General features: G+C 66.0%; 25 protein-coding genes and 2 riboswitches. Of the genes, 13 read left to right on the forward strand and 12 right to left on the reverse strand.

Features of this window, described 5'->3' with window-relative positions:
- Window positions 1-1,536 (reverse strand): aminoacyl--tRNA ligase-related protein, encoded by a 1,536-nt coding sequence (locus ACLB0R_RS01765; RefSeq protein ID WP_416641602.1) that lies wholly within the window; start codon window positions 1,534-1,536, stop codon window positions 1-3.
- Between the two features lie 102 nt (window positions 1,537-1,638).
- Between ACLB0R_RS01765 and ACLB0R_RS01770 the strand changes: the two genes are divergently transcribed.
- Window positions 1,639-2,565 (forward strand): c-type cytochrome, encoded by a 927-nt coding sequence (locus tag ACLB0R_RS01770; protein ID WP_416641603.1) that lies wholly within the window; start codon window positions 1,639-1,641, stop codon window positions 2,563-2,565.
- A 41-nt stretch (window positions 2,566-2,606) separates the two neighbouring features.
- Window positions 2,607-3,515, forward strand: coding sequence for a DMT family transporter (locus ACLB0R_RS01775; RefSeq protein WP_416641604.1), 909 nt, complete (start codon window positions 2,607-2,609; stop codon window positions 3,513-3,515).
- Here the strand turns inward: ACLB0R_RS01775 and ACLB0R_RS01780 are convergent.
- The 6 genes from ACLB0R_RS01780 to ACLB0R_RS01805 all read right to left on the reverse strand — a co-directional run bounded on the left by ACLB0R_RS01780 (window position 3,512) and on the right by ACLB0R_RS01805 (window position 9,866).
- Window positions 3,512-4,048, reverse strand: coding sequence for a DUF1453 domain-containing protein (locus ACLB0R_RS01780; protein ID WP_416641605.1), 537 nt, complete (start codon window positions 4,046-4,048; stop codon window positions 3,512-3,514). The two genes, ACLB0R_RS01775 and ACLB0R_RS01780, sit on opposite strands and share 4 nt — an antisense overlap.
- A 239-nt stretch (window positions 4,049-4,287) precedes the next feature.
- Window positions 4,288-5,862 carry an aminomethyl-transferring glycine dehydrogenase subunit GcvPB gene (gene gcvPB, locus ACLB0R_RS01785; RefSeq protein ID WP_416641607.1) on the reverse strand — a complete coding sequence of 525 codons (1,575 nt, stop codon included), beginning with the start codon at window positions 5,860-5,862 and terminating at the stop codon, window positions 4,288-4,290.
- Complete coding sequence (gene gcvPA / locus ACLB0R_RS01790) at window positions 5,859-7,217, reverse strand: aminomethyl-transferring glycine dehydrogenase subunit GcvPA (RefSeq protein ID WP_416641608.1); 1,359 nt, start codon at window positions 7,215-7,217, stop codon at window positions 5,859-5,861. The genes gcvPB and gcvPA overlap by 4 nt, the downstream gene beginning before the upstream one ends.
- 98 nt (window positions 7,218-7,315) lie before the next feature.
- The gene (gene gcvH / locus ACLB0R_RS01795; RefSeq protein ID WP_416641610.1) at window positions 7,316-7,687 is read right to left on the reverse strand and encodes a glycine cleavage system protein GcvH; all 372 of its coding nucleotides are present in this window, start codon (window positions 7,685-7,687) and stop codon (window positions 7,316-7,318) included.
- Window positions 7,688-7,700: 13 nt separating this feature from the next.
- Window positions 7,701-8,831: a glycine cleavage system aminomethyltransferase GcvT gene (gene gcvT, locus ACLB0R_RS01800; RefSeq protein ID WP_416641612.1), complete on the reverse strand. Its 1,131-nt coding sequence runs from the start codon at window positions 8,829-8,831 to the stop codon at window positions 7,701-7,703.
- Window positions 8,832-8,889: 58 nt separating this feature from the next.
- A riboswitch (glycine riboswitch) is annotated at window positions 8,890-9,006 on the reverse strand.
- A gap of 1 nt (window position 9,007) precedes the next feature.
- Window positions 9,008-9,101, reverse strand: a riboswitch (glycine riboswitch).
- 102 nt (window positions 9,102-9,203) lie between these two features.
- Complete coding sequence (locus ACLB0R_RS01805) at window positions 9,204-9,866, reverse strand: hypothetical protein (RefSeq protein ID WP_416641614.1); 663 nt, start codon at window positions 9,864-9,866, stop codon at window positions 9,204-9,206.
- A 107-nt stretch (window positions 9,867-9,973) separates the two neighbouring features.
- On the opposite strand from ACLB0R_RS01805, the gene ispH reads away from it, so the two are divergent.
- The 3 genes from ispH to rnhA are packed head-to-tail and all read left to right on the forward strand — an operon-like array spanning window position 9,974 to window position 12,355.
- Complete coding sequence (ispH, locus tag ACLB0R_RS01810; RefSeq protein WP_416641616.1) at window positions 9,974-10,936, forward strand: 4-hydroxy-3-methylbut-2-enyl diphosphate reductase; 963 nt, start codon at window positions 9,974-9,976, stop codon at window positions 10,934-10,936.
- 13 nt (window positions 10,937-10,949) lie between these two features.
- On the forward strand, window positions 10,950-11,912 hold the full coding sequence (gene thrB / locus ACLB0R_RS01815) for a homoserine kinase (protein WP_416641618.1): 963 nt from the start codon (window positions 10,950-10,952) through the stop codon (window positions 11,910-11,912).
- Window positions 11,909-12,355, forward strand: a complete 447-nt coding sequence (gene rnhA, locus ACLB0R_RS01820; protein ID WP_416641620.1) for a ribonuclease HI — start codon at window positions 11,909-11,911, stop codon at window positions 12,353-12,355. Before thrB ends, rnhA begins: the two co-directional genes overlap by 4 nt.
- A gap of 71 nt (window positions 12,356-12,426) precedes the next feature.
- Here rnhA and ACLB0R_RS01825 read toward each other — a convergent pair whose 3' ends face one another.
- Both ACLB0R_RS01825 and ACLB0R_RS01830 read right to left on the reverse strand, forming a co-directional pair.
- Window positions 12,427-13,524, reverse strand: a complete 1,098-nt coding sequence (locus ACLB0R_RS01825; RefSeq protein ID WP_416641621.1) for an NAD(P)/FAD-dependent oxidoreductase — start codon at window positions 13,522-13,524, stop codon at window positions 12,427-12,429.
- Window positions 13,521-14,471: an alpha/beta fold hydrolase gene (locus ACLB0R_RS01830; RefSeq protein ID WP_416641623.1), complete on the reverse strand. Its 951-nt coding sequence runs from the start codon at window positions 14,469-14,471 to the stop codon at window positions 13,521-13,523. Before ACLB0R_RS01830 ends, ACLB0R_RS01825 begins: the two co-directional genes overlap by 4 nt.
- A gap of 48 nt (window positions 14,472-14,519) precedes the next feature.
- Here ACLB0R_RS01830 and ACLB0R_RS01835 point away from each other — a divergent pair, with 48 nt between their 5' ends.
- The 8 genes from ACLB0R_RS01835 to ACLB0R_RS01870 all read left to right on the forward strand — a co-directional run bounded on the left by ACLB0R_RS01835 (window position 14,520) and on the right by ACLB0R_RS01870 (window position 22,777).
- Window positions 14,520-14,993, forward strand: a complete 474-nt coding sequence (locus ACLB0R_RS01835; RefSeq protein ID WP_416641625.1) for an A24 family peptidase — start codon at window positions 14,520-14,522, stop codon at window positions 14,991-14,993.
- 54 nt (window positions 14,994-15,047) lie between these two features.
- Entirely contained in the window at window positions 15,048-16,079 is a 1,032-nt protein-coding gene (gene cpaB / locus ACLB0R_RS01840) for a Flp pilus assembly protein CpaB (RefSeq protein WP_416641627.1), read from the forward strand.
- Window position 16,080: 1 nt separating this feature from the next.
- Window positions 16,081-17,832 (forward strand): type II and III secretion system protein family protein, encoded by a 1,752-nt coding sequence (locus tag ACLB0R_RS01845; RefSeq protein ID WP_416641629.1) that lies wholly within the window; start codon window positions 16,081-16,083, stop codon window positions 17,830-17,832.
- A gap of 22 nt (window positions 17,833-17,854) precedes the next feature.
- Window positions 17,855-18,484, forward strand: coding sequence for a CpaD family pilus assembly protein (locus tag ACLB0R_RS01850; protein WP_416641630.1), 630 nt, complete (start codon window positions 17,855-17,857; stop codon window positions 18,482-18,484).
- Entirely contained in the window at window positions 18,484-19,776 is a 1,293-nt protein-coding gene (locus ACLB0R_RS01855) for a pilus assembly protein CpaE (RefSeq protein ID WP_416641631.1), read from the forward strand. Before ACLB0R_RS01850 ends, ACLB0R_RS01855 begins: the two co-directional genes overlap by 1 nt.
- Before the next feature lie 68 nt (window positions 19,777-19,844).
- A complete protein-coding gene (locus ACLB0R_RS01860) occupies window positions 19,845-20,819 on the forward strand; it encodes a type II secretion system F family protein (protein WP_416641633.1) in 975 nt (324 codons plus the stop codon).
- A 12-nt stretch (window positions 20,820-20,831) separates the two neighbouring features.
- Window positions 20,832-21,830, forward strand: coding sequence for a type II secretion system F family protein (locus ACLB0R_RS01865; protein WP_416641635.1), 999 nt, complete (start codon window positions 20,832-20,834; stop codon window positions 21,828-21,830).
- An 80-nt stretch (window positions 21,831-21,910) separates the two neighbouring features.
- Window positions 21,911-22,777, forward strand: coding sequence for a hypothetical protein (locus tag ACLB0R_RS01870; RefSeq protein ID WP_416641637.1), 867 nt, complete (start codon window positions 21,911-21,913; stop codon window positions 22,775-22,777).
- 9 nt (window positions 22,778-22,786) lie between these two features.
- Here the strand turns inward: ACLB0R_RS01870 and ACLB0R_RS01875 are convergent, their stop codons facing one another.
- From ACLB0R_RS01875 to ACLB0R_RS01885, 3 genes are read right to left on the reverse strand one after another with little or no spacing between them, the layout of a single operon-like run.
- A complete protein-coding gene (locus ACLB0R_RS01875; RefSeq protein WP_416641638.1) occupies window positions 22,787-23,308 on the reverse strand; it encodes a DUF1254 domain-containing protein in 522 nt (173 codons plus the stop codon).
- Entirely contained in the window at window positions 23,308-23,586 is a 279-nt protein-coding gene (locus ACLB0R_RS01880; RefSeq protein ID WP_416643072.1) for a DUF1214 domain-containing protein, read from the reverse strand. Before ACLB0R_RS01880 ends, ACLB0R_RS01875 begins: the two co-directional genes overlap by 1 nt.
- Window positions 23,562-23,879 carry a hypothetical protein gene (locus ACLB0R_RS01885; RefSeq protein WP_416641640.1) on the reverse strand — a complete coding sequence of 106 codons (318 nt, stop codon included), beginning with the start codon at window positions 23,877-23,879 and terminating at the stop codon, window positions 23,562-23,564. Before ACLB0R_RS01885 ends, ACLB0R_RS01880 begins: the two co-directional genes overlap by 25 nt.
- Window positions 23,880-23,891: the final 12 nt, after the last annotated feature.

Consider the following 23,891-nt stretch of genomic DNA (forward strand, 5'->3'; position numbering starts at 1 on the left):
TCAGTAAGCGCGGCCGATGAGCACCCGCTCGACCGCCGGCGCGCCGGTGAACACGCAGGCGCCGTCCGCCGGCGAGGCGTCGAGCGGTACGTTGCGCAGCGTAAGCTTCAACGCCTTGATCTTCTCGACCACGGCGTCGAGCGCGGCGCCGCTGGGCTTAGACCATTGCACTTCCAGCCAGCCGGGATTGGTCGCGCTCTCGGCGAAATGCGCTTCGACGCTGGCGAAATCGGTCACGTCGCGGCGGATATTGGCGTCGAGTTTCGCCTTGGCTTCGGCGTGCAGCGCGGTCTGAATGTCGACGAGCAGACTCGCCGCTTGTCCGACGAAATCAGCCCGCGCCACGATCGCGCTATCGAGCTTGCCGTCCTCGCGATACAGCCGGTCGCGGCGAATGACCGAGACGTTGCCGCCGGCGACATCGCGCCCGCCGACCTCGATCACGACCGGCGCACCCTTCTTCACCCAGCCCCAGCGCTTGTTGGCGGCCTTGGCGGGACGCAGATCGAGCAGCGCGCGCACCGGCTCGCCGAATGCAGACAGCGCCGCAAGATCGGCTTGCAAGCTCTTGCAATAGCTGATGATCGCCTCATCCTCGGGCGCATCGCGCAGCATCGGCACGATGACGATCTGCCACGGCGCCAGACGCGGCGGCACGCGCAGGCCATCGTCATCGCCATGCACCATGATCATCCCGCCGATCATCCGCGTCGAGACACCCCAGCTCGTCGTCTGGGCAAATTCCAATTGTCCTTCAGCATTTTGGAAGCGGATATTCTGGGCGTGCGCGAAGTTTGTGCCGAGGAAATGCGAAGTGCCGGCCTGCAGCGCCTTGCCGTCCTGCATCATCGCTTCGATCGAATAGGTTGCGACCGCGCCGGGGAAGCGCTCATTTTCGGGTTTTTCGCCCGCCACCACCGGCATCGCCACGCACTCCTCAGCGAAGCGGCGATAGACGTCGAGCATCTTGAGCGTTTCCTCGCGCGCCTCGGCTTCGGTCGCGTGCGCGGTATGGCCTTCCTGCCACAAGAATTCAGCAGTGCGCAGGAACATCCGCGTGCGCATTTCCCAGCGCACGACATTGGCCCATTGGTTGATCAGCACCGGCAAGTCGCGCCACGACTGCACCCAGCGCGCGAACGCCGTGCCGATCACGGTTTCCGATGTCGGCCGCACGACCAGCGGCTCTTCCAGCCTGGCTTCGGGGTCGGGGATCAGCCCGCCCTTGCCATCACCGATCAGCCGGTGATGCGTGACGACCGCCATTTCCTTGGCGAAGCCGTCGACATGCTCTGCCTCTTTCTCGAAGTAAGACAAGGGGATGAACAGCGGGAAATAGCAATTCTCATGCCCCGTCGCCTTGATCTGGTCGTCGAGCAGCCGCTGCATCCGCTCCCAGATGCCATAGCCCCAGGGCCGGATGACCATGCAGCCGCGCACGCCCGATTCCTCGGCCATGTCGGCTTCCGAAATGACGGTCTGGTACCATTCGGCGAAATTCTGCTCGCGGGTGACGGCAAGGGCGTGTTTGATCATGGCGATGCGATTAGCGCGCAAGGCGGCGCGCGTCACCCCCGCGGGCTTGTCAGCGGCGCAACGATCGATTTAGCTGGAATGAAGACTGAAGGGGGAAGCGCAATGCGGCGATATTGGGTGGCTGTGGCCTTGCTGGCGGTTGGCGCGACAGAGGCGCCGCCCGCCTGGTTGTTCCCGTATAATCCGCCGTCCAAGCCGCCCGTCTATGACAATGTCGTCAAAATCGGCCCGCCCGGCAGCGCCGTGAAGTTGACCGAAGCGCAGATCCGCGACTTTTCGCAAGCCGCCGATTGGTATCCGCAGGACCACCCGCCAATGCCGCTGGCGGTGCGCGCCGTGCGCCGGGCCGACCAGTATGCCTGCGGCACCTGCCACCTGCCCAATGGCGGCGGCCGGCCCGAAAATGCGTCGCTCGCTGGCTTGCCCGCGCCCTATATCGTCGCGCAGGTCAAAGCCTTTGCGGCCGGCGCGCGGGGCGACGGCGCGCATCGCCCGGTGATCATGCAGAAGGTCGCCAAGGCCGTCCGTGCCGACGATCTGGCCGCCGCCGCCAGCTACTTCGCGAGCGTCAAGCCGCACCGGTTCGGCCGTGTCGTGGAGACGGCGGCGATCCCGCATGTCACTTCCGACCCCGGCCCCTGGCACTATACCGGCGCCAAGGGCAGCGAACCGCTCGGCGGCCGGCTGATCGAAGTGCCCGACGATTTCAAACGCCACGAAATGCGCGACAGCCGGCTCGGCTACACGGCCTATGTGCCGCCGGGCAGCATCGCGCGCGGCCAGGCGCTGGCGCAGCATTGGGGCGGCGGGGCTTATGCCTGCGCGACCTGCCATGGCGCGGCCTATCAAGGCGGCCTCGGCCCGCGGCTCGCCGGGCGATCGCCGAGCTACCTCGCCCGCCAGCTCTACAATTTCAAAAGCGGCGCACGCGGCGGCCCGGCATCGGTGCAGATGGCACAAGTGACGCGCGGCATGAGCATCAACGACATGGTCGCGCTTGCCGCCTTCATGGGCAGCCGCGCGCCATAAGCCGCTTTCGCAACCCCGTGCCCGCCGATAAGGGCTTGCGCATGACCGAACGTGCGCCTGACGAGCTGCTTTACGGCATTGCGCTGCGGCTGGGCTCGGTCGCGGCGTTTTCGGTGATGAACGTCGTCGTCAAGCTGGCCGAGGCCCGGGGCGCACGACTGGCCGAAATCCTGTTCTTCCGCCAGAGCTTCGCGCTCATCCCCGTAACCGCGTGGATCGCGCTCGGCCCCGGCCTCGCCTCGATCCGCACCCGGCATATCGGCGCGCATCTGACGCGGACGGCGATGGGCCTGATCAGCATGGTCTTCGTCTTCTCGACCATCCTGCTTCTGCCGCTGGCGGAATTGACCGCGCTGCAATTCACCGTGCCGATTTTCGCGACGATCCTGGGCGCGCTGCTGCTCCGCGAACCAACCGGCTGGCACCGCTGGGGGGCGGTGGCGACCGGGTTTCTGGGCGTGCTGATCGTCACTCGGCCCGGCAGCGGACACATGGCGTCGATCGGCGTCATAACGGGCTTGGTCGGGTCGCTGAGCAGCGCCGGCGTTGCCATCCTGCTCCGCCAGATCAGCAAGACCGAGAGCGCGCCGACGATCGTCTTCTGGTTTTCGCTGCTGTCGGTCCCGCCGCTGGCGATCGCCTTTGCGCTGACCGCGACCGCGCATCCCTGGCAGGCCTGGGCGCTGATGGCGTGCGTCGGGCTGATCGGCGGCGTCGCTCAGCTGATGATGACGGGCGCGCTTGGGGCGGCGCCGGTCTCGGTCGTCGTGCCGATGGATTATAGCGGCCTCATCTGGGCAGCGTTGCTCGGTTTTGTCGTGTTTGGCGACGTACCGAGCTGGTCCACCTGGGCCGGCGCGCCGATCATCGCGGCGAGCGGGCTCTACATCGTCTGGCGTGAGCATCGACTGCGCCGCGAGAAAACCGAGCGCGCGATCGCGGGGACCTAGGTGGAAACCGCCGCCCCTGCGCGTGCCTCGGTCAACAAGCGGCGCGCCCGCAGATACATTTCCAGCCGCTGCACCGTCAGCAAGCCGAGCGCCATCGCCACCAGCACATCGGTCAGCATGAGCGCATTCAGATGAACACCGCCAACGCCCGACTGCGCCACGTCTCGAAGGCCGGCTCGCACCGCAATCAGCACAACGATGAAGATCAGGGCGGCAGGCGAGACTTGCTGGTTGATCGCATGCGTTTCGGGATCGACCGTCAGCCGCATCATCCGCCCGCGCTGCCAGCCGAGTGCCGCGCCGAGCAGCAGCGCAACCGCCGACAGCAGCCACCCCAACGGCGTCGGCGGCGAGGCCGCGAACAGCACAACGCCGAACACACTGTAAATCGCCGGTACGATCCACAATTGCTCGACCTTCAACCGCCGCGCTCGCTGCAGCCCCCGCATCCGAAACGCCAGGGCGATGACGACCACAACGGCGGTGATGGCATAGCCGATCATCGGTGACGGTGCGGCGTGCGGTTGCATCATGTCCCCTCTATCCGTCGATCGGATTTCCGAGCGTTAGCAGTCCGTTCAGGCGAGCGCACGGGCTTTTCGCACGACCGGTTCAGCCAGTCATTTCCGGCCGGATTTGCGCATAAACCGGCACGGCGAAAAGCACCCGCCCGCTTCATCGACGCCCCCGGAAACGGGCCGGGAAGCGCACACGCCTCCTTTTATGGGATCGCGGCGGCTCATGCCCCCTTGGGTCTAACGTTCCCGCATCGTCACTCGGCGGCGGCAGCGTGCGGTTCCTCATCCTGCCACACCAGCACGGGTTTCCGCGCTGCCTGGGTTTCATCCAGCCGCGCGCGGGGCGCGAAATGCGGCGCGGATTTCAGCGCGGCGTCGCCCGCCTTAGCCCGCTCGGCAACGCTGCGCAGCGCGCCGATGAATTGATCGAGCGTCGCCTTGCTTTCGGTCTCGGTCGGCTCGACCAGCATCGCGCCATGGACGACGAGCGGGAAATAGACCGTCATCGGGTGGAAGCCCTCGTCGATCAGCCCCTTGGCGATGTCGAGCGTCGAGAAGCCATCGGGCAAGCCGCTGTCCGAGAACAGCACCTCGTGCATGCACGGGCCGGACGCTGCGAACGGCGCGTCGAGCACATCCTCCAGGCTGCGCAGGATGTAGTTGGCGTTCAACACCGCGTCCTCAGCCGCCTGGCGCAGGCCATCGGCGCCGTGGCTCAGGATATAGGTCAGCGCACGGGTGAACATGCCCATCTGGCCGTGGAACGCGGTCATGCGGCCAAAGGTGTGCGGGTGGCGGTCCTCCACGGTTTCCTCTTCCACCAGCGTGAAATGCCCGTCGGCCCAGCGCTCGGTGAACGGCAGCGGCCCGAACGGCGCGAGCGCTTCGGAGAGTACGACCGGTCCCGAACCCGGCCCGCCACCGCCATGCGGGGTCGAGAAGGTCTTGTGCAGGTTGATGTGCATCGCATCGACGCCAAGGTCGCCCGGCCGCACCCGGCCGACGATCGCGTTGAAATTGGCGCCGTCGCAATAGACGTAGCCGCCCGCCGCGTGCACCGCGTCCGAAATCGCTTTCAAGTCGCGCTCGAACAGGCCGCAGGTATTGGGATTGGTGATCATCACCCCCGCGACGTCCGGCCCGAGCCGAGCCTTCAGCGCGTTCAAGTCAACGCGGCCCTCGGGTGTCGCCGGAATGTCCTCAACCGCGAAGCCCGCGAACGCCGCCGTCGCCGGATTGGTGCCGTGCGCGCTTTCGGGCACCAGGATCACCTTGCGGTGCCCCTCGCCGCGCGCCTCGAGCGCCGCCTTGATGCACAGGATGCCGCACAGCTCGCCATGCGCGCCCGCCTTGGGGCTCATCGCGACGCCGTGCATGCCGGTGAGTTTGATCAACCACACCGCCAATTCGTTGATCACCCCCAGCGCGCCTTGCACAGTGTCGACCGGCTGGAGCGGGTGGATATCGGCGAAGCCGGGCAGCCGCGCCATCCGCTCGTTAAGGCGCGGATTGTGCTTCATCGTGCAGCTGCCGAGCGGAAACAGGCCGAGGTCGATGGCATAATTCTGGCGCGACAGGCGGGTGTAGTGGCGTACCGTTTCGGGTTCGGACAGGCCTGGCAAGCCGATGGGCGCGGTACGGGCCAGCGCGCCAAGGCGATCGCCGCCCGGCGCCGGGGCGCCCTGATCCACCCCCGTCGTCTCGCCATCGCCAATCTCGAAGATCAGCGGCTCTTCGAGCATCAGCGCCCGATTGCCGGTGAAGGTCGCCGCGCCCTCGCCGCTGCCCGCGCTGATCTCGGGCCGCCAGCCGCTTGCGTTGATCGTCATGCCAGCACCTCCGTCAGCGCCGTCGCCAGCGCGTCGATATCCTCCGCCGTCGCGGTCTCAGTCACCGCCACGACCAGCCCCTTCTCCAGCGCCGCGACGTCCGGATAAAGCCGCCCGAGCGACACACCGGCCAGCACACGCCGGTCCGCCAGCGCGCGCACCACGGGTCGTGCCTCTTTCGGCAATTCGATCGTGAATTCGTTGAAGAAAATGTCGTTCACCAGCCGCACGCCCGGCACCTGTGCCAGCCGCTCCGCCGCCGCGACGGCATTGGCGTGGTTGATCGCGGCGAGATCGCGCAAGCCTCGCTCGCCGAGCAATGTCATGTGGATCGAGAAGGCCAGCGCGCACAGCCCCGAGTTGGTGCAGATGTTGCTCGTCGCCTTCTCGCGGCGGATATGCTGCTCGCGGGTCGAGAGCGTCAGCACGAAGCCGCGTTTGCCATTGGCGTCGACCGTCTCGCCGCACAGCCGACCGGGCATCTGGCGAACGTACTTCTCCTTGCAGCCAAACAGCCCGACATAGGGCCCGCCGAACTGCAAGCCGACGCCGATCGACTGGCCTTCGCCGACGACGATATCGGCATCCATCTCACCCGGCGATTTGATCGCGCCGAGCGCCACCGGCTCGGTGACAACGGCAATCAGCAGCGCCTTTTTCGCGTGGCACGCATCGGCCAGCGGCTTGAGATCGGCGATGCGGCCCAGGATATCGGGATATTGGACGACGACACACGACGTCTCGTCATCGATCGACGCGATCAGCCGATCGATATCGGTATCCGCCGTCAGCTCGGGCAGCGCCGTTTCGAGGACATCGCCGGTATATTTCGCCATTGTCTTCGCGACCGAAACATAATGCGGGTGCAGGCCCGACGACAGGATCGCCTTGGCGCGCTTGGTCACGCGCCGCGCCATGCCGATTGCTTCCCAGCACGCGGTCGAGCCGTCATACATGCTGGCGTTCGCCACATCGGTGCCGAGCAGGCGCGCAACCTGCGTCTGGAACTCGAACAGCATCTGCAGCGTGCCCTGCGCGATTTCGGGCTGGTAGGGCGTGTAGGCGGTCAGGAACTCGCCGCGCTGGATCAGGTGATCGACCGTGGCGGGCACATGATGACGATAAGCGCCGCAACCGAGGAAGAACGGCACGTCGCCCGCGACCACATTCTTCGCCGCCAGCGCCTTCATGTGCCGCTCGACCGCCATTTCGCTGGCATGATTGGGCAAATCGCGGATCGGGCCGTCGAGCCGCGCTTCGGCGGGCACGTCGACGAAGAGATCGTCGATCGATGCGGCGCCAATGGTCGCGAGCATCGCCTGGCGGTCGGATTGGGTCAGGGGCAGGTAGCGCATTCATGATGTCCTGAAATCGTTACCCCAGCGAAGGCTGGGGTCTCGGGCAGTTCCGCCTTGGCCTGAGATGCCAGCTTTCGCTGGCATGACGGCAAGCGTTAGAGTTTCGCGACGAACGCCTCATATTTGGCTTCGTCCATCAGCTCGTCGAGCTCGCTGGTGTCGCTCAGCGTCAGCTTGAAGAACCAGCCATCGCCTTCGGGATCTTCGTTGACCGTCGCGGGCTCGTCGCCGAGCTTGGCATTGCCTTCGATCACGACGCCGGAGACGGGCGAGTAAATGTCGGACGCGGCTTTGACGCTTTCGACCACCGCCGCCTCGTCACCCTTGCCCAGTTCCTTGCCTTCCTCGGGCACTTCAACGAACACGATGTCGCCGAGCTGCTCCTGCGCATAACTGGTGATGCCGACCGTGCCGATGTCGCCATCGACGTCGATCCATTCATGATCTTCGGTGAAATAACGGCTCATTGGTGGTCCTCCCTCAACGGACGTAGCGGTGTGGAACGAAGGGCATCGGCGTCACGGTCGCGGCATGCGTCTTGCCGCGCTGACCGAGCGTGATGCGGGTGCCGGGCGCAGCGAGCGCGGCGGGCACATAAGCCATCGCGATCGGTTGCTGCAGGCTGGGCGAGAAGCCGCCTGACGTAACGCGGCCGACGGGCTTGCCGGTCGCATCGAGCACATCGGCGCCTTCGCGGACCGGCTGGCGGCCCTCGACCGTCAGGCCGACACGCTTCAGCGCCGGGCCGCTCTCGCGTTCGGCAAGGACGCGCCTGGCGCCGGGGAAGTTGGCTTCCTCGCGACGGCGCTTGGACAGCGCGAAGCCGAGATCGGCGGCGATGGGCGTCGTCTCGGGATCGAGGTCGTGGCCGTAAAGCGGCAGCCCCGCTTCCAGCCGCAGCGAATCGCGCGCGCCAAGGCCGATCGGCTTCACCTCGGGCTCACCGCACAACAGCTCGGCGACGGTCTCAGCGGCATCGGCAGGAATCGATATTTCGAACCCGTCCTCACCGGTATAGCCCGACCGGCTTATCCACGCCTCGACGCAGGCAATCGTGAAGCGGCCACCCATCATGAACTTAAGCGTATCCAGCGGATATTCGCCACTCACGTGCCGCCTGAGCGCGGCTAACGCCTTGGGCCCCTGCAGCGCCAGCAGTGCATGATCTTCCATGTGGTTGAGGACGATCTCGTCGGGCAGCTCCATGCGGATATGCGCGATATCGTCCCATTTCACCGCGCCGTTGACGACGACATAGAGCCCCTGCCCCCAGCGGCTGATCATCAGATCGTCGAGAATGCCGCCCTCTTCGTTGAGGAGCAGCGAATAGCGCATCCGGCCAACGCCCAGCCCGGCAATATCGGCGGGGACCAGCGCTTCGAACGCCGCCTCCACGCCCTCGCCCGACAGATGCAGCTGGCCCATGTGGCTGACGTCGAACAGCCCGGCGCTCTGCCGCGTCCACAAATGCTCGGCGACAATGCCCTCATACTGGATCGGCATCCAATAGCCGGCAAACTCGACCATCCGCGCGCCGCGGGCGCGGTGCCAGCCATCGAGCGGCAACGCGAGCGTTTCGATTTCGGGCAGGTCGTCTTCGTCGCTCACCATAGGCTCCGGCACAGGAGGATCGGCACCCGACCGGCCGGCACGTCATGCCGCCTCGCCCGGTGCCCCCTCTGTCACGGAACCTGAGAGCTTTGACCTGCCGGCGCGACCGCCGGCGGGCTTACCCCTTCGGTGGGCTCGACGACGAATCGCCGGGCCGCTTTCCAGAGTGCCGTTTGCAGCGACGCGCGGTCCGCTGTGCCTGAGAGTTTCCGGGGCGGTTGCTCCTTCGGCGCCCCGGCCTTGAGCCGGGGTCTCTCCCGCGCGCGCTGATGCCGGTTGCCCGTCATCGGCGCAGTCCTCCTGACGCGGCGCTAGGGCCGAGTCAATCGTCCCCTAAGGTGGTAGCGACGATTATCGTGGATGGCGCGGCGGTCAGCGCGTCGCGTTATATTTCAGCTGGTCGTCGGTCAGCTGGAAACCGACCAGCGCCTCGAACGTCGCGCGCTGCAGCGGCCCGCGGATTTCCGGCCGCGACAAGGGATCGGTAGCGGCGTCTTCCTCACCGGCGCGGCGCTTGCGCAGCAGCAGCTTGCGCACCGAATCGGGCAGTGTCGCCGCAGATTTGTCGACCGTCGCCGTCGCCCGGCCGCTGACATGCGCGCGCGCTTGCCCCGCCTCGAAATGCACCGATGCCTGACCGATGCGCTTGGAGACGATCTGCGTGCCGCCCTGCATCATCACCACGAAATAGGGCAAGGTCACGTCGCGCGCAGCGCCGCCATCGGCGCGCCGGGCGTCAACGTCGAAGGTAATGTCGGTGCGGACCTTGTCGGTGCTGTCGTCGCAAGTCGAGCGGACGTTGGTCATGATTGCCGTCACGTCGAGCGCCTCTTCAGTGTGGCTGCTCGACGGGTTGAACAGGGTGATGTCGCCGGTCTGTACCGGAATCGCCACTGCCGGGCACGCCGAGCGCACCGCGGTAATGCCGTTATAGGTGATTTCGCCCTTCTTCGCGCAGCCCGATATGAGCAGCGCGCCGAGAGACGCGCCAAGGAGGACGCCCTTGCTGATTGGGGCCGACTTGCTGACGTTCACGATCGATATAATCCCGAAAATGGTTCGGGCCGTTCGTTGCCCGTTTCTCGGTCCACCATAGGAACCGCCTTTCGCGGGCGCAAGCAATCGCGTAGAGGCACCATATTATGACTGAAGCCGACAAGCCCGCCCTGGAACTCATCATCGCCGCGCCACGCGGCTTTTGCGCCGGTGTCGACCGCGCCATCCACATCGTGGAACTCGCGATCGAGAAATATGGCGCGCCCGTCTATGTCCGCCACGAGATCGTTCATAACAAGTTCGTGGTCGACAGCCTGCGCGAGAAAGGCGCGATTTTCGTCGAGGAACTGGAAGAAGTGCCGGACGGCGTGCCGGTCGTGTTTTCCGCCCACGGCGTGCCCAAGGCCGTGCCTGCCAAAGCCGATGAGCGCGGCCTGACGTATCTCGACGCGACATGCCCGCTCGTCTCCAAAGTGCATCGCCAGGCCGAGCGGCTGGTCGAGGCCGGGCGGCACATCGTCTTTGTCGGCCATGCCGGTCACCCTGAAGTGATCGGCACCTTCGGCCAGGTGCCGCAGGGTGCGATGTCGCTTGTCGAGACGCTGGAGGATGCCGAGGCGTTCCAGCCCGCCGATCCGGGCAATCTTGCGTTCCTCACGCAGACGACGCTGTCGGTCGACGACACCGCCGAGATCGTCAACGTGCTGATGCAGCGTTTCCCCAACATCAAACCGCCGCGCGGCGAGGATATTTGCTACGCGACCTCCAACCGCCAGGCAGCGGTGAAGGCAATCGCCGACGAGTGCGATGCGATGCTGGTGATCGGCGCGGCCAATTCGTCCAACTCGGTGCGGCTGGTCGAAGTCGCCGAACGCCAGGGCACGCGCGCCAAGCTGATCCCGCGCGCCGAAGCGCTCGACTGGTCATGGCTCGAAGGCGTCAAGACCTTGGGCATCACCGCCGGCGCGTCGGCACCTGAAGTGCTGGTGCGCGAGCTCGTCAACAAGCTTGCCGAGCATTATGCGATCACCGAGCGCGAGGTTGAGACCACCCGCGAGATCATGTCGTTCAAGCTACCGCGCGGGCTGGAAGCCGCCGCCGCCGCCTGATCGGGCGGCGCGGATGGCGGTCTACACTCAGGTTTCGGCCGAGGCGCTTGGCGAGTTCCTGACGCGCTACGATGTCGGTGCCCTCGTGTCGGCCAAGGGCATTGCCGAGGGAGTCGAGAACAGCAATTATCTGGTCGACACGACCGGCAGCCGCTTCATCCTGACGCTTTACGAAAAGCGCGTCGCGGCGGCGGACTTGCCGTTCTTCATGGCACTGCTCGATCACCTTGCTGCCAAGGGCTTGCCGGTGCCGCCGGCGATCAAGGACCGCGAGGGGGTCGAAATCCAGGAGCTGTGTGGGCGGCCCGCCTGCCTGATCAAGTTCCTGCCGGGCGTTTCGGTATCACACCCGACGTCGGCACAGGCGCGCGCCGCAGGCGAGGCGCTGGGCGCGCTCCATCTCGCCGCCGCCGATTTCACGCCGACACGCACCAATTCGATGGGCGCTGCGAGCTGGCGGCCGCTCTTCGATCGCTGCGGCGATGACCTCGACAAGATTGCACCCGCCCTGCACGCCCGCGTCGCGCCGGTCGCGGACGCGGTGCTGAGCGCGTGGCCGGCTGAAAGCGCCTTGCCGACCGGCGCGATCCACGCCGATCTGTTCCCCGACAATGTCCTGATGCTCGGCGATCGCGTGACCGGACTGATCGACTTCTACTTCGCCTGCACCGATTTCCGTGCTTACGATCTTGCCGTCATGCACAGTGCCTGGGCGTTCGATGCGCGAGGCGAGAGCTATGACGCGGCGGTCGGAACCGCGCTGGTCCAGGGTTACAAAGCGGTCACGTCGCTCAGCGATGCCGAACTGGCTGCGCTACCTCTGCTCGCCCGCGGCGCCTGCCTGCGCTTTTTCCTCAGCCGTGCCTGGGACTGGCTCAACACGCCCGCCGACGCGCTGGTGACGCGTAAGGACCCGCTCGCTTATCTGCGCCGCCTCGATTTCTACACCGAGCGCAGCGCCAGCCTGTTCGCATGACCGAACTCCCGCTCGTCGAAATCGCCACCGATGGCGCGTGCAAGGGCAATCCCGGGCCGGGCGGCTGGGGCGTGGTGCTGCGCTTCGGCGACACCGAGCGCGAGCTTTCCGGCGGCGAGCCCGCGACGACCAACAATCGCATGGAGCTAATGGCGGCGATCGAGGGCCTGCGCGCGCTGAAGAAACCGTGCCGCGTCACGCTCTCGACCGACAGCCGCTACGTGATGGATGGGCTGACTAAGTGGATCCACGGCTGGCAACGCAATGGCTGGAAGACCGCCGACAAGAAGCCGGTCAAGAATGCCGATCTCTGGCAAGCGCTGATCGACGCCTCCCGCCCGCACCGCATCGACTGGCGCTGGGTGAAGGGCCATGCCGGCCATCCCGACAATGAACGCGCCGACAAGCTGGCGAGCGATGCGGCGAAGGCGATAGCTACATGATCGTCACCCCAGCGAAAGCTGGGGTCTCACGCCGCCCGCGGCCCCAGCTTTCGCTGGGGTGACGGATATCGCTAAAATCGCGCCGGCGAATAAGGCGCCGGATCGATATCGGCGGCAATCGGCCCTGGCGTTTCACCCGTGATCAGCGCCGCGCACATTGCCGAGGCCGCCGGCGCGGTCTGGATGCCATACCCCCCCTGCCCGGCGCACCAGAAGAAACCGGGCACGCCAGGGTCAAAGCCATAAACCGGCAGCCGATCAGGCGCGAAGCTGCGCAGCCCCGCCCATTTCCGCTCGACCGCAACGACGCGCCAGTCGGTCACCGTTTCGAACCGGTCGATCGCCATCGCGACGTCGATCTCTTCGGGCGCAGCGTCGCCGGGCTCGGTGGGGGTTTCGTCGTGCGGGCAGAGCCACAAGCGGTTCGGGCCTTCGGGGCGGAAATAATAAGTGCCGGCGATGTCCATGGTGAGCGGCAGCGTGTCGGGCACATCGTCACCATCGACGCGAACCTGCGCGATGGTGCGGCGTTTAGGGACGATGCCGACCGACCGCGCCCCGACCATCGCTGCGACCTGATCGGCCCAGGCACCGGCGGCATTGACGACGATGTCGGCGCTCACCGACCAGTCGCCTGCTGCCAACCGCCAGGTGGCGCCCGTGCGCTCGATCGCCTCGATCCGCCGGTCGGTGATCAAATTGCAGCCCGTACGTTTGAACCGGCCCAAGACTGCGCCGTGCAGTCCACCGACATCGATATCCGCGCCGAGCTTTTCGAGCACCCCGGCCACCAAGATCGGCTTTGCGCGCGGCACCCAGCGGCGGATGCCGTCATGATCGAGCCGCTCAAGACCGACGCCGATGGCGCGGTAATTGGCCTCAAAGCTGTCGAGCGTAGCAACGGTATCTGCTTCCGCGACTTCGAGCGAATGACGCGGCTTGAGGAAGCCGCCATCGGCCAGCGCCGGGTAGGAGGCGCGCGTCAGCGGCTGAACGAGCGGCCCGCCCAGCGTTTCATGCCAGAAGGCCGCCGACCGGCCCGTCGAGTGATAGCCGGGCATCGTCTCGGCTTCGATCAGCAGCACCCGCGCCTTGCCCGCCAGTTCTGCCGCGAGGCTCGCACCAACGATGCCGGCACCGATAATGGCGATGTCGTAATGGTCGCTCACGCTTGCGGCTTCGCTCGCGACGACAGGAAAATGTCGATCTCGCCGATCGCGCGGTTGCGGACATTATCCGCCTCCCGCAGGATTTCGTGGGCCGATTCCTTGCCGAAACGGACAACGCGGATGTCGGGCAATCGACCGGCAACGCCAAGCGCATGGCGCGGCGTGACGAGCTGATCCGCCATCGCCACCAGCATCAGCGTCGGCACCGTCATCGTCTTCAGCCGCGGGTCGCGCCGCAATTGCCGGGTCGAGGCAAATGCCTCGATCACCCAGCGCCAGCTTGGCGGCCCGAGCAACAGCCGGGGATCGGCGGACTGCCACCACAGCTCGTCTTCATAGCGATCGCGATCATGGGTGAGCAGCGACTGGCGCGTTTCGAGCGTGCCGGGCTTTTCATTTGCTTTCCATGCCGGCCGCGCATCGTTGCCGATGCCACCGATGATCCGCGCGAAGCGCTCGCCCCAGGCCGCGCCCAGCGGGCTGCGCACCCCCATCATCGGCGCAACGAGCACGGCGGCATCCGGGCGTGTGGCACCTTCCACCATCGCTCGTAGCGCCAGATGGCCGCCCATCGAATGCCCCATCAGCACCAGCGGCCCGGTGCCTTCGCTCGACCAGGTCGCCCAAAAGGCCGCAAAATCGGCGATATAGTGCGCGAAATCGTCGATATGGCCGACATGGGGGTCGGGCGTTGTCCGGCCCGAGCCGCCCTGCCCCCGCCAATCGAGCGAAGTGATCGCCCAGCCCTGCTCGTGCCAATGCGCGAACAGCTCCAGATATTTCTCGAAAATATCGCCGCGCCCGCCCTGCCACAGGATGCGGCCTCGCGGCACCGCCTGCTCGGACGGCCAATCGAAGCGACGGAATGCCCAGCCATCGGGGCCGGTCCATTCGGTAATGCGGGCACTGGCGGGAATCGCGCGGCGATACAGCAACGGACTAAGCATGACCGCTGGTTACTTTTTAGAAAGCCGTCACGTCTAGGGAATTGCGTCATGGGCTGGGGCTTCATGACGATTGCGCTTCTGGGCGTGTTGGCGCTGCTGCTGGTGTCGGCAGGCATTGAAGATGCGCGCACCCGCGAAATCGCCAATTGGAAGAACGCCGCGATCGCGCTGCTGGCGCCGCTGTGGTGGTATGCCAACGGCTTGGAACCCTGGCCTGGCATGGCCATCCAGCTTGGCGTCGGCCTTGGCGTATTCGCGCTGTTCTGTGCGGCTTTCTATCTCGGCCAGATGGGCGGCGGCGATGTGAAGCTGATCGGCGCGCTCGGTCTCTGGCTGCCCGCGCTGCCGCTGCTCCACATGCTGGTGCTGATGTCGATCCTCGGCGGGGTACTCACATTGGTGATGTTGATCGAGCACCGCTGGCGTCGCCGGCAGGCCGCGCTGGAGATCCCCTACGGCGTTGCAATCGCGATGGCAGCGCTGATCGCGTTTCGCGAACCGCTTTTTAACCATTTCAGTTGAAAGATTAACGGCGGAACAGGTTTTTTTTGTCGCGCCCGAAAGGTCTGAAGCGTCATGGATAGCAGGAAGATGGTCCTTCTGGTCGGCGCGCTGCTGATAGCAGCGCTGGCCGCTTTCATGGCGCGCAGCCTCGTCGCCGGATCGGCCACGCCGCAGGCCGGCGCCGCCGTGGTGGCACCGCCGCCCGTCGATGGGCCTGAAATCCTCGTCGCGACCAAGGCGTTGCCGGTCGGCACCATTCTCGACGCGACGGCGCTGCGCTTTCAGCCTTGGCCGAAGGACCTGGTCGAGAACGCATATTTCCTGCGCAAGAACACCGATATGAAGTCGCTGCAAGGCACCGTCGTGCGCACCGCGATCACGGCGGGCCAGCCGATCACGCAGGGCGCGCTCGTCCATCCGGGTGACCGCGGCTTCCTCGCGGCCGCGCTCGGGCCGGGTATGCGCGCCGTCACCGTGCCGATTTCGGGTGCGAGCGCGGTGGCGGGCTTCGTTTTCCCGGGTGACCGGGTCGATCTCGTACTAACCCAGTCGGTCCCCGGTGGCGGCGATGGTCCGCCGCTCAAGGTTTCGGAAACGGTGCTGCGCAACCTGCGCGTCCTCGCGACCGACCAGCGCACCGACAATGTCGACGAAAACGGCAAGACCGTCGTTCGCACTTTCTCGAACGTGACGGTGGAAGCGACGCCGCAGCTCGCCGAGAAGCTGGCGGTCGTCCAGCAGCTCGGCACGCTTTCGCTCGCGCTGCGCTCGATCGCCGATACCAGCCATGATCTTGAGGAAGCGATTGCCTCGGGTGACGTCAAGGTGCCCGACAGCAACGATCCCGATGCCGACAAGAAGATGATGGCCAAGGTGGCCGCCATGCCGATGTCGGGCAAATCGACCTTCGTGACCGGCGGCGAGGTATCGCGGTTCCAGCGCACCACGGTGCCCGGCAAGCCGGCGGAAACGGTCGCGCCACAGGTTCTTGGCGGCGGTAGCGCGCCTGCAGGCGGCAGCATTGGGGGAACGGTCGTTGGCCCGGTCGTGCGCGTTGCGCGGGGCAACAACGTGACGGTCGTTCCGGTTGGGGGGAAGAACTAAGATGAGCATCAAGAGCTTCTTGCACCGGTCGGTGGGGGCGACGGTCGCCGTCGCGCTTACCGCCGGGCCAATCGGCCCTGCCTATGCAGGCGGTGCCAGCCGGGTCGTGCGACCGGCGCTGCGCGCGGGCGGCCATGCCGCACGGGTCGCATCGCTGCCGGCGGGCGCCCAGCGCCCGACCAGCGAGGTTCTGTTGTCGATTGGCCAGGGCGAGCTCATAACGCTGCCGGCGGCTGCGACCGATGTGTGGGTATCCAACCCGGGCGCGGCCGACGTCTATATCAGCAACCCGCACCAGATTCACTTGTTCGGCAAGGAATTCGGCGAGGCGACGGTGTTTGCCACCAGCGCGAGCGGCGAAGTCGTCTACGCGACCAACGTTCGCGTCAGCCAGAACATCACCTCGATCGACCGCATGATGAAAGTGGCGATGCCTGACGCCGACATCAAAATAACCACCGTGGGGCAGATCGCCGTGCTCAACGGCATCGTCGCCTCGCCCGAGGACAGCGCGCAGGCCGAGCGGCTGGTCACGTCCCTGCTCAATCCCGGGATCGACACGTCGAATCCATCGGCAGCGTTGAAGATCGCGGTGGTCAACCGGCTGCACGCGGCAACGCCGCTGCAGGTGAACCTGCAAGTCAAGTTTGCCGAAGTCAGCCGCAATTTCGTGAAAAATATCGGCGTGAACCTGCAGAACCGCGGCGTCGCGCCTGCCGGCAAGCCGCTGTTCAACATCACCCAAGGCCGCCAGGGCACCATCTCGACCCAGCCCGGCGCGCCGATCGATCACTTCACGCCCAATGGCACGCCGGTCGATGCGCAGGGTAATCCCGTCCCCTATGTAGCCTCGGGGCTGTTGCCCGGGGCGACCAGCTATGGCTTCCCCGCCGGCCAGGGCATTGGCACGGCAATCGGCATTGCCGGGCATCTGTTCGGCGCCGACTTGCTGACCTCGCTCGATCTCGGCGAGCGCAACGGCCAGGTGACGACGCTCGCCAACCCCAACTTGACCGCGATTTCGGGCGAGACGGGCACGTTCCTTGCCGGCGGCCAGATCCCGATCCCGGTCAGCCAGGGCCTCGGCGCCGTATCGGTCGAATATAAGGACTATGGCATCAGCCTCGCTTACACGCCGACAGTGCTTGCCGACGGCCGCATCTCGCTGCGCGTGCGCCCCGAAGTCTCTGAACTGACTTCGGCAGGTGCGGTGCAGCTGAACGGCACGACCATCCCGGCGCTTACCACGCGGCGCGCGGAAACGACCGTCGAGCTGGGGTCGGGCCAGAGCCTGATGATTGCCGGCCTCATCCAGAACAACCACAATAACTCGATCGACCAGACACCCGGTCTCGGCGATGTGCCGGTGCTGGGCGCGCTGTTCCGCTCGAACAGCTGGCAGCGTGGCGAGACCGAACTCGTGATCGTCATCACGCCCTATCTGGTGAAGCCGGTCAACGCCAACGAGATCAAGCTGCCGACGGACGGCTATGAAGCGCCGACCGACCTTGGCCGCGTGTTCCTGGGCAATCTCGGCGGCGGCAAGTCGGGCGGCGATCGTCCGAAGCCGTCGATGGATACGGGCTCTGGTGCCGCCCCTGGCGTCGGCAATGGCGCCCCCGCGCCGGCCGCGCCCGCCAACGATCCGCGCCAGAGGCCGGACGCAATCGACCCAAAGGCGCCACCGCCCAACAGCCCGCGCGCCGACAAGACCAAGCCGTCGGGCGCCGCGCCCGGGTTCAGCCTCAACTGATTGTACGCGAAGGACGAACGAGATGGACTATCGCTACGCAAAGCTGATCCTCACCGCGCCGCTGATGGCAGTGGCAGCGTGCACCGGCACCTATAATCGCGGCATCGAGCCGGCGCATCAGCCTGTGGTGCATCACGAGAATTACGCCTTCGATGTCGTCACCAATGGCGGCTATCTCGCTGCTGGCGAAGACGCGCGGCTGCAAGGCTGGCTCGCCTCCATGCGGCTTGGCTATGGCGACCATGTCGCAGTCGACGATCCGGCTGGCGTCGGCCATGGCGCGCGCGCGCAAATCGCCGGCGTGCTGGGCGATTACGGCATGTTCCTCGATGAAGCGGCGCCGATCACCCAGGGCGAAATTGCCCCCGGATCGGTCCGCGTAGTCGTTATCCGCTCGAGCGCCAGCGTTCCTGGCTGCCCCGATTTCAGCCGCGACAACAAGCCCAATTTTGAAAGCCACACCTCGTCCAACTTCGGTTGCGGCGTGAACGGCTCGCTGGCGGCGATGGTCGCCAACCCGGACGATCTCGTCCGCGGCCAGCCTGGCGCCCATACGGTGGACACGCGCATCGCGACCAAGGCGATCGAAACGCTGCGCAAGGCGCCCAATACGGGCGCGGCCGGGTTGAAGTCGGAAGGGACAACCAAGTAATGAACGCTCCCTGGACCATGCGCGCGGGTCTGCGTGATCCCTTCATCGCTTTCGTCAGCGACGAGGCGACGGCGGAAATTCTGCGGCCGATCGCGGTTGAAATGGGCTGGGAGCCCGAACGGGTCAACAAGGGCGGCCTGCGCAACGCGGTGCAGACGCTGTCCGTCAGCGCGAGCCCCAATATCCTGTTCGTCGACTTGTCCGAGTCGGGCGATCCGCTCAATGACATCAACGCGCTCGCCGAGGTTTGCGAGCCCGGCACGCTGGTCATCGCCAGCGGCATGGTCAACGATGTGCGCTTGTACCGCGATCTGGTGGCGAGTGGCATTCAGGATTATCTGCTCAAGCCGCTCTCGCCCGATCAGCTGCGCGACAGCTTCGCCAATGCGATGGCGATCCTGAGTGCGCCCAAGGCGGGCGATAGCGCGCCGGAACGGCCGCACAGCTCGATCGCGGTGATCGGCACGCGCGGCGGCGTCGGCGCGTCAAGCATCGCGACGTCGCTTGCCTGGCTGACCAGCAGCAAGATCAACCGCACCACTGCCTTGCTCGATCTCGATGTGCATTTCGGCACGGGCGCCCTCGCGCTCGATCTGGAACCCGGCCGTGGCCTGACCGACGCGATCGAGAATCCGAGCCGTATCGACGGCTTGTTCATCGAACGCGCGATGGTGAAGGCGAACGACAATCTCGCCATTCTCTCGGCCGAAGCGCCCATCAACGCACCGGTGCTGAGCGACGGTTCTGCCTTCTATCAGCTCCAGGACGAAATGCGCGCGGCGTTCGAGTGCACGATTACCGATCTGCCGCGGCTGATGCTGGTGCAATATCCGCACTTGATGAGCGATATCAACGCCACGGTGATCGTCACCGAGCTGACCTTGGCGTCGGCGCGCGACACGATCCGCCTGCTGTCGTGGATGAAGACCAATGCGGCCCAGTCGCAGATCGTGATCCTCGCCAACCGCGTGCACAACAGCCCGCAGCTCGAAATTTCACGCAAGGATTTTGAAAGCTCGATCGAACGCAAAGTCGATTTCGTCGTGCCGTTCGATCAAAAGCTGGCCGCCCAAGCGGCCAAGCTCGGCAAGTCGATCGCGGAGGCTGGCAAAGGCAGCAAGACCGCTCAACCGCTTTACCAGCTGACCGAACAGTTGATCGACGCGCTCGATGGCGCCGCCGGCGGCACGGCCGAGCCCAAGGGCGGCAAGGCCAAGAGCGCCGGCCAGTCGCTGCTCGGCAAGTTCGCCGACCTCAAATCGATCATGCCGAAGGGCGGCAAGAAGAAGTAACCGGTCCAGCCCGCGCAAGCGGGCGGCCCGCCAGTTTGACCGACGCGTAACCGGGGACACCCAGGCACATGCTTTCAATGCCGATGCTCATCATGGCCGCCGCCGCGATCATCGTTATCGGCATGCTGGCGTTTGCCTTTAGCGGGCCCTCACCGCAGCGCGTGATGAACCGTCGCCTCACGGCGGTGCGTGGTCGCCATGGAGCGACTGCGGCGGTCGTGGAAGCACAGATCGCGCGCCGCATCTCGGCTGGCCGCAATACGCGGATGGACGAAGCGGTGATGCGCTTCCTGCCCAACCCCGCGCTCCTCAAGAAGCGCCTCGCGATGACGGGCCGTACCTGGACGGTCGGCCAGTACGGCATGGTGTCGGGCGGCTTGATCCTGGTGCCGGCGATGCTGCTATGGCTGCGCGGCGCACCGCTGCTGCTCGCGCTGTTCGTCGGCCTGCTGATGGGTGCGGGCTTGCCGCACTGGTTCATCGGCAAGCTGATTCAGCGTCGCGTCGCCAAGTTCAACGCCAAGTTCCCCGATGGGATCGAGCTGCTCGTCCGCGGCCTGCGCTCGGGTCTGCCGATCACCGAGACAATGGCCGTTGTCGGCGCCGAGATTGACGGCCCGGTCGGCGTCGAGTTCCGCGCGATCACCGACAAGATGAAGATCGGCAAGTCGATGGACCTGGCGCTGCAGGAAACCGCTGACCGGCTCGGCACGCCCGAATTCCAGTTCTTCGTCATCTCGATCGCGATCCAGCGCGAAACCGGCGGCAACCTGGCGGAAACGCTGTCGAACCTCGCCACCGTACTGCGCCAGCGCGGCCAGATGAAGCTCAAGATCAAGGCGATGTCGTCGGAATCGAAGGCATCGGCTTACATCATCGGCTCGCTGCCATTCATCGTGTTCGTGCTGATCTGGTTCGTGAACGGCAGCTATATGCAGAAGTTCTTCGAGGATCAGCGGCTGATGGTCGCTGGCGGCGGTGGCATGCTGTGGATGGCGATTGGCGCCTTCATCATGGCCAAGATGATCAACTTCGAGATCTAGGGAACCGACGCCGTGCCCACCACTCATGCCGGTCCTACCCTGCTCGGCGTCGACGTGATCAGCGTCGCGACGGTGCTGGCCGGCCTTGCCGCGTTCATGGTCCTCGTCGCGCTCTACGCCGCGACCACGGTCCGCGATCCGATGGCGAAGCGCGTCAAAGCGCTCAACGACCGTCGCGAGCAGCTGAAGGCGGGCATCACCGCATCGACCAAGCGCCGCGCCAAGCTCGTCAAGCAGAACCAGACGACCGACCGCATCCGCAACGTGCTGCAGTCGCTGAAGGTGCTGCAGGACAGCCAGGTCAAGCAAATCCAGATCAAGATGATGCAGGCCGGCATCCGCTCGAAGGAATATGCGGTTGCGGTCATTTTCGCGCGGATGGTGGCGCCGATCGTGTTCGGCGGATTCATGGTCTATCTCGTCTATGGCACCAACGCCTTCGCTGACTGGTCGCCGATCAAGGCCTATGGCGTCGTCGCGGTGAGCTTCATCGTCGCGTACAAGGCGCCCGACATTTATCTGTCGAACAAGATTTCCAAGCGATCGGACGCGATCCGCAAGGGCTTGCCCGACGCGCTCGACTTGCTCGTCATCTGTGCCGAAGCGGGACTCACCGTGGACGCCGCTTTCGCGCGCGTCGCCAAGGAGCTCGGTCGCGCTTACCCTGAATTGGGCGACGAGTTCAGCCTCACCTCGATCGAACTCGGCTTCCTGACCGATCGGCGCCAAGCGTTCGAGAATCTGGCGATGCGCGTCAATCTGGAAGCGGTCAAAGGCGTCGTCACCACCATGGTACAGACCGAAAAATACGGCACGCCACTGGCTTCCGCGCTGCGCGTGCTCTCCGCCGAATTCCGCAACGAGCGCATGATGCGCGCCGAGGAGAAGGCCGCGCGCCTGCCCGCGATCATGACCGTGCCGCTGATCCTGTTCATTCTGCCGACGCTGTTCGTCGTCATTCTCGGCCCGGCGGCGTGCTCGATCTCGGACGCCTTCAAGCACGGCATTTAGGGCCAGACGGCGCTTGATCGACGGGGCTTAAAACGGCACAATACGAGGCGTAACGACTCCTTCCAGGAAAAGGCGCCGCGATGCCAAGCTTGCCCGATTTTTCGAGCCTTGCTCCCTATGTGCGTAGCGTAACCGACCAGCCGATCGTTCATCAGGTGCTGAGCCAGCCGCAGCTGGCGTGGGAAACCGCCGGCGGTGCAGCCGTGCTCGGCCTGCTCCTCGGCTTCGCTCTGCGCGGCTCGGGCCGCAAATGGCGCAAGCGCTATGCGCAGGAAAGCGAGTTCTACGCCACCTATCGCACCCAGGCGGACGACATGTTTCGCACCCAGAAGGCGCGCATTGCCGAGCTGGAAAGCGAGCTGGCCGCGGCGAAGACTGCCAAGGCGGCGGCGCCCGTCGTCGAAACAGCTCCAGCGCCGGCGCCAGCACCCGAGCATGTCGAGGCCCCAGCGGCGCCCGTTGCGGTCGTGGAAGCGCCGGCTGCTGTGCCCGAACCTGCTCCGGCGCCCGAACCCGCTGTCGCGATGCCCGCCTGGGCCGCGCCGGTGCCCGACATGTCGCAAATCGCCGCGACAGCGCCCACCGACGCAGCAGCGCATGAAGCAGCAGCGCATGAGGCTCACGCGCCGGCTGCTGCCCATGACGAGGCTGTGGCAACCCATGAGGCAACCGAGGCCGCTGCTCCCGTCGCCGAGGCGCACGCTGCCGACAACCTCACGCGACTGCGTGGCCTTGACGAGAACCTCTCGCACAAGCTCGGCGCGCTGGGCGTCACGCGCTTCGAAGAGATCGAGAAGCTGAGCGCCGAAGACGAAATCGCGCTCGAGGAACGGCTGGGCGTGCCCGCCGGCTTCATCGCGCGCGAGCAATGGCGGTCGCAAGCCGCGCTGCTCCGCGCCGGCAACGAAGCCGAGTTCAACGAGCGTTACGCGCTGGTCGACGCCTGATCGCTAGCGCTAAGCCGCGCGGCAGGTCGAGTGCCGGCGCGCGGCGTCGATCGCGTCGGTCGGCTTGGTGCGATCGATCAGGATGCGGACCAGCGCGACGCCGCTTGACCCCACTACCGTGACCGGCGTGTAGCCGGCGTGCGCCACCTGGCCGACGTGCAGGATCGCCACTCGGATTGCCGCGCCGCCCGATTGGCGGTTGTTGCGCACGAACGCGACGTCGGTCTTGCGATCGAACACCGACAGCGACCAGTAAGGTGCCGCGACCGGCTGGACATCGACGAGCACCGGGTGCTGGGACACATTGTAGACGCAGGTCGAATAGAGCAGATCGGGGCTCGGCCGGACGATGGCGCGCGATTGCGCGGTGACGATCGGGCCGTGCATCATCCGATTGATGCCGGCAACGCTGGCAATGCGATACTCAGCGAGGTGCATCAGCGCGCGCGGCACCGCCAGCATCGTGACGTGCCACGCGACCGCCGCGACCACCACACCGGCGATCCCCGGCCCCAGCCAGCGCGAGGCCATCAGCAGCCCTCCTTGACGATGCTCGGCACTTGCGCGCGCGTCAGGCTGACCTTGCCGCTCTCGGCGGGAAGATAGGTGCGCAAGGTGAGCGCGATGTTACCCTCGCCGCCGCTCGGCAGCCAGTGGCCAGGTTGCGCAGTCGGTGCGACCACCACTTGCCAATGCGCCGGTTCGGCGGGCGGCAACGCGATGCTGCCGACCGAATAGACGTTCGCCGGGTTGGCGATCAGATAGCCGGCGCGATCATAGACGGTCAGGCTCCACCACGCCGCCGGCAGCGCGCCGCCGGTGACGCGATAGCGGCATTTGGCATCGAGCGGCTGCCGGCATCGTCGCTATCGGCGGTGTAGTAGCGCGCCTCGCTCGCCGGCAGCGCGAGCAGGCCGTAGAGCGCCACGACCGCGCGGGTATAGGCACTGGCTTGAGTGGTGCCGAAATCCTTGCCCGTCGTCCACGGACCGATCCGCTCCTGCGTGCCGAAGCCGCCGGCGCGCACCGCGAGCACGGCGCCGCCGGTGCCAATCAGCCCGCCGATGACGATCGCGATCAGATAGCGAACCAGCCCCCGCATGCGCGCCAGTTT

This window comes from Sphingomonas sp. GlSt437 (assembly GCF_048015635.2).
Classification (GTDB): Bacteria; Pseudomonadota; Alphaproteobacteria; order Sphingomonadales; family Sphingomonadaceae; genus Sphingomonas.

Excerpts from the sequence above, each read along its gene's own strand:
- ACLB0R_RS01765 (WP_416641602.1), bottom strand. The coding sequence starts at position 1,536 with ATGATCAAACACGCCCTTGCCGTCACCCGCGAGCAGAATTTCGCCGAA.
- ACLB0R_RS01770 (WP_416641603.1), top strand. The coding sequence starts at position 1,639 with ATGCGGCGATATTGGGTGGCTGTGGCCTTGCTGGCGGTTGGCGCGACA.
- ACLB0R_RS01775 (WP_416641604.1), top strand. The coding sequence starts at position 2,607 with ATGACCGAACGTGCGCCTGACGAGCTGCTTTACGGCATTGCGCTGCGG.
- ACLB0R_RS01780 (WP_416641605.1), bottom strand. The coding sequence starts at position 4,048 with ATGATGCAACCGCACGCCGCACCGTCACCGATGATCGGCTATGCCATC.
- gcvPB (WP_416641607.1), bottom strand. The coding sequence starts at position 5,862 with ATGACGATCAACGCAAGCGGCTGGCGGCCCGAGATCAGCGCGGGCAGC.
- gcvPA (WP_416641608.1), bottom strand. The coding sequence starts at position 7,217 with ATGCGCTACCTGCCCCTGACCCAATCCGACCGCCAGGCGATGCTCGCG.
- gcvH (WP_416641610.1), bottom strand. The coding sequence starts at position 7,687 with ATGAGCCGTTATTTCACCGAAGATCATGAATGGATCGACGTCGATGGC.
- gcvT (WP_416641612.1), bottom strand. The coding sequence starts at position 8,831 with ATGGTGAGCGACGAAGACGACCTGCCCGAAATCGAAACGCTCGCGTTG.
- ispH (WP_416641616.1), top strand. The coding sequence starts at position 9,974 with ATGACTGAAGCCGACAAGCCCGCCCTGGAACTCATCATCGCCGCGCCA.
- thrB (WP_416641618.1), top strand. The coding sequence starts at position 10,950 with ATGGCGGTCTACACTCAGGTTTCGGCCGAGGCGCTTGGCGAGTTCCTG.
- rnhA (WP_416641620.1), top strand. The coding sequence starts at position 11,909 with ATGACCGAACTCCCGCTCGTCGAAATCGCCACCGATGGCGCGTGCAAG.
- ACLB0R_RS01830 (WP_416641623.1), bottom strand. The coding sequence starts at position 14,471 with ATGCTTAGTCCGTTGCTGTATCGCCGCGCGATTCCCGCCAGTGCCCGC.
- ACLB0R_RS01835 (WP_416641625.1), top strand. The coding sequence starts at position 14,520 with ATGGGCTGGGGCTTCATGACGATTGCGCTTCTGGGCGTGTTGGCGCTG.
- cpaB (WP_416641627.1), top strand. The coding sequence starts at position 15,048 with ATGGATAGCAGGAAGATGGTCCTTCTGGTCGGCGCGCTGCTGATAGCA.
- ACLB0R_RS01845 (WP_416641629.1), top strand. The coding sequence starts at position 16,081 with ATGAGCATCAAGAGCTTCTTGCACCGGTCGGTGGGGGCGACGGTCGCC.
- ACLB0R_RS01850 (WP_416641630.1), top strand. The coding sequence starts at position 17,855 with ATGGACTATCGCTACGCAAAGCTGATCCTCACCGCGCCGCTGATGGCA.
- ACLB0R_RS01855 (WP_416641631.1), top strand. The coding sequence starts at position 18,484 with ATGAACGCTCCCTGGACCATGCGCGCGGGTCTGCGTGATCCCTTCATC.
- ACLB0R_RS01860 (WP_416641633.1), top strand. The coding sequence starts at position 19,845 with ATGCTTTCAATGCCGATGCTCATCATGGCCGCCGCCGCGATCATCGTT.
- ACLB0R_RS01870 (WP_416641637.1), top strand. The coding sequence starts at position 21,911 with ATGCCAAGCTTGCCCGATTTTTCGAGCCTTGCTCCCTATGTGCGTAGC.
- ACLB0R_RS01875 (WP_416641638.1), bottom strand. The coding sequence starts at position 23,308 with ATGGCCTCGCGCTGGCTGGGGCCGGGGATCGCCGGTGTGGTGGTCGCG.
- ACLB0R_RS01885 (WP_416641640.1), bottom strand. The coding sequence starts at position 23,879 with ATGCGGGGGCTGGTTCGCTATCTGATCGCGATCGTCATCGGCGGGCTG.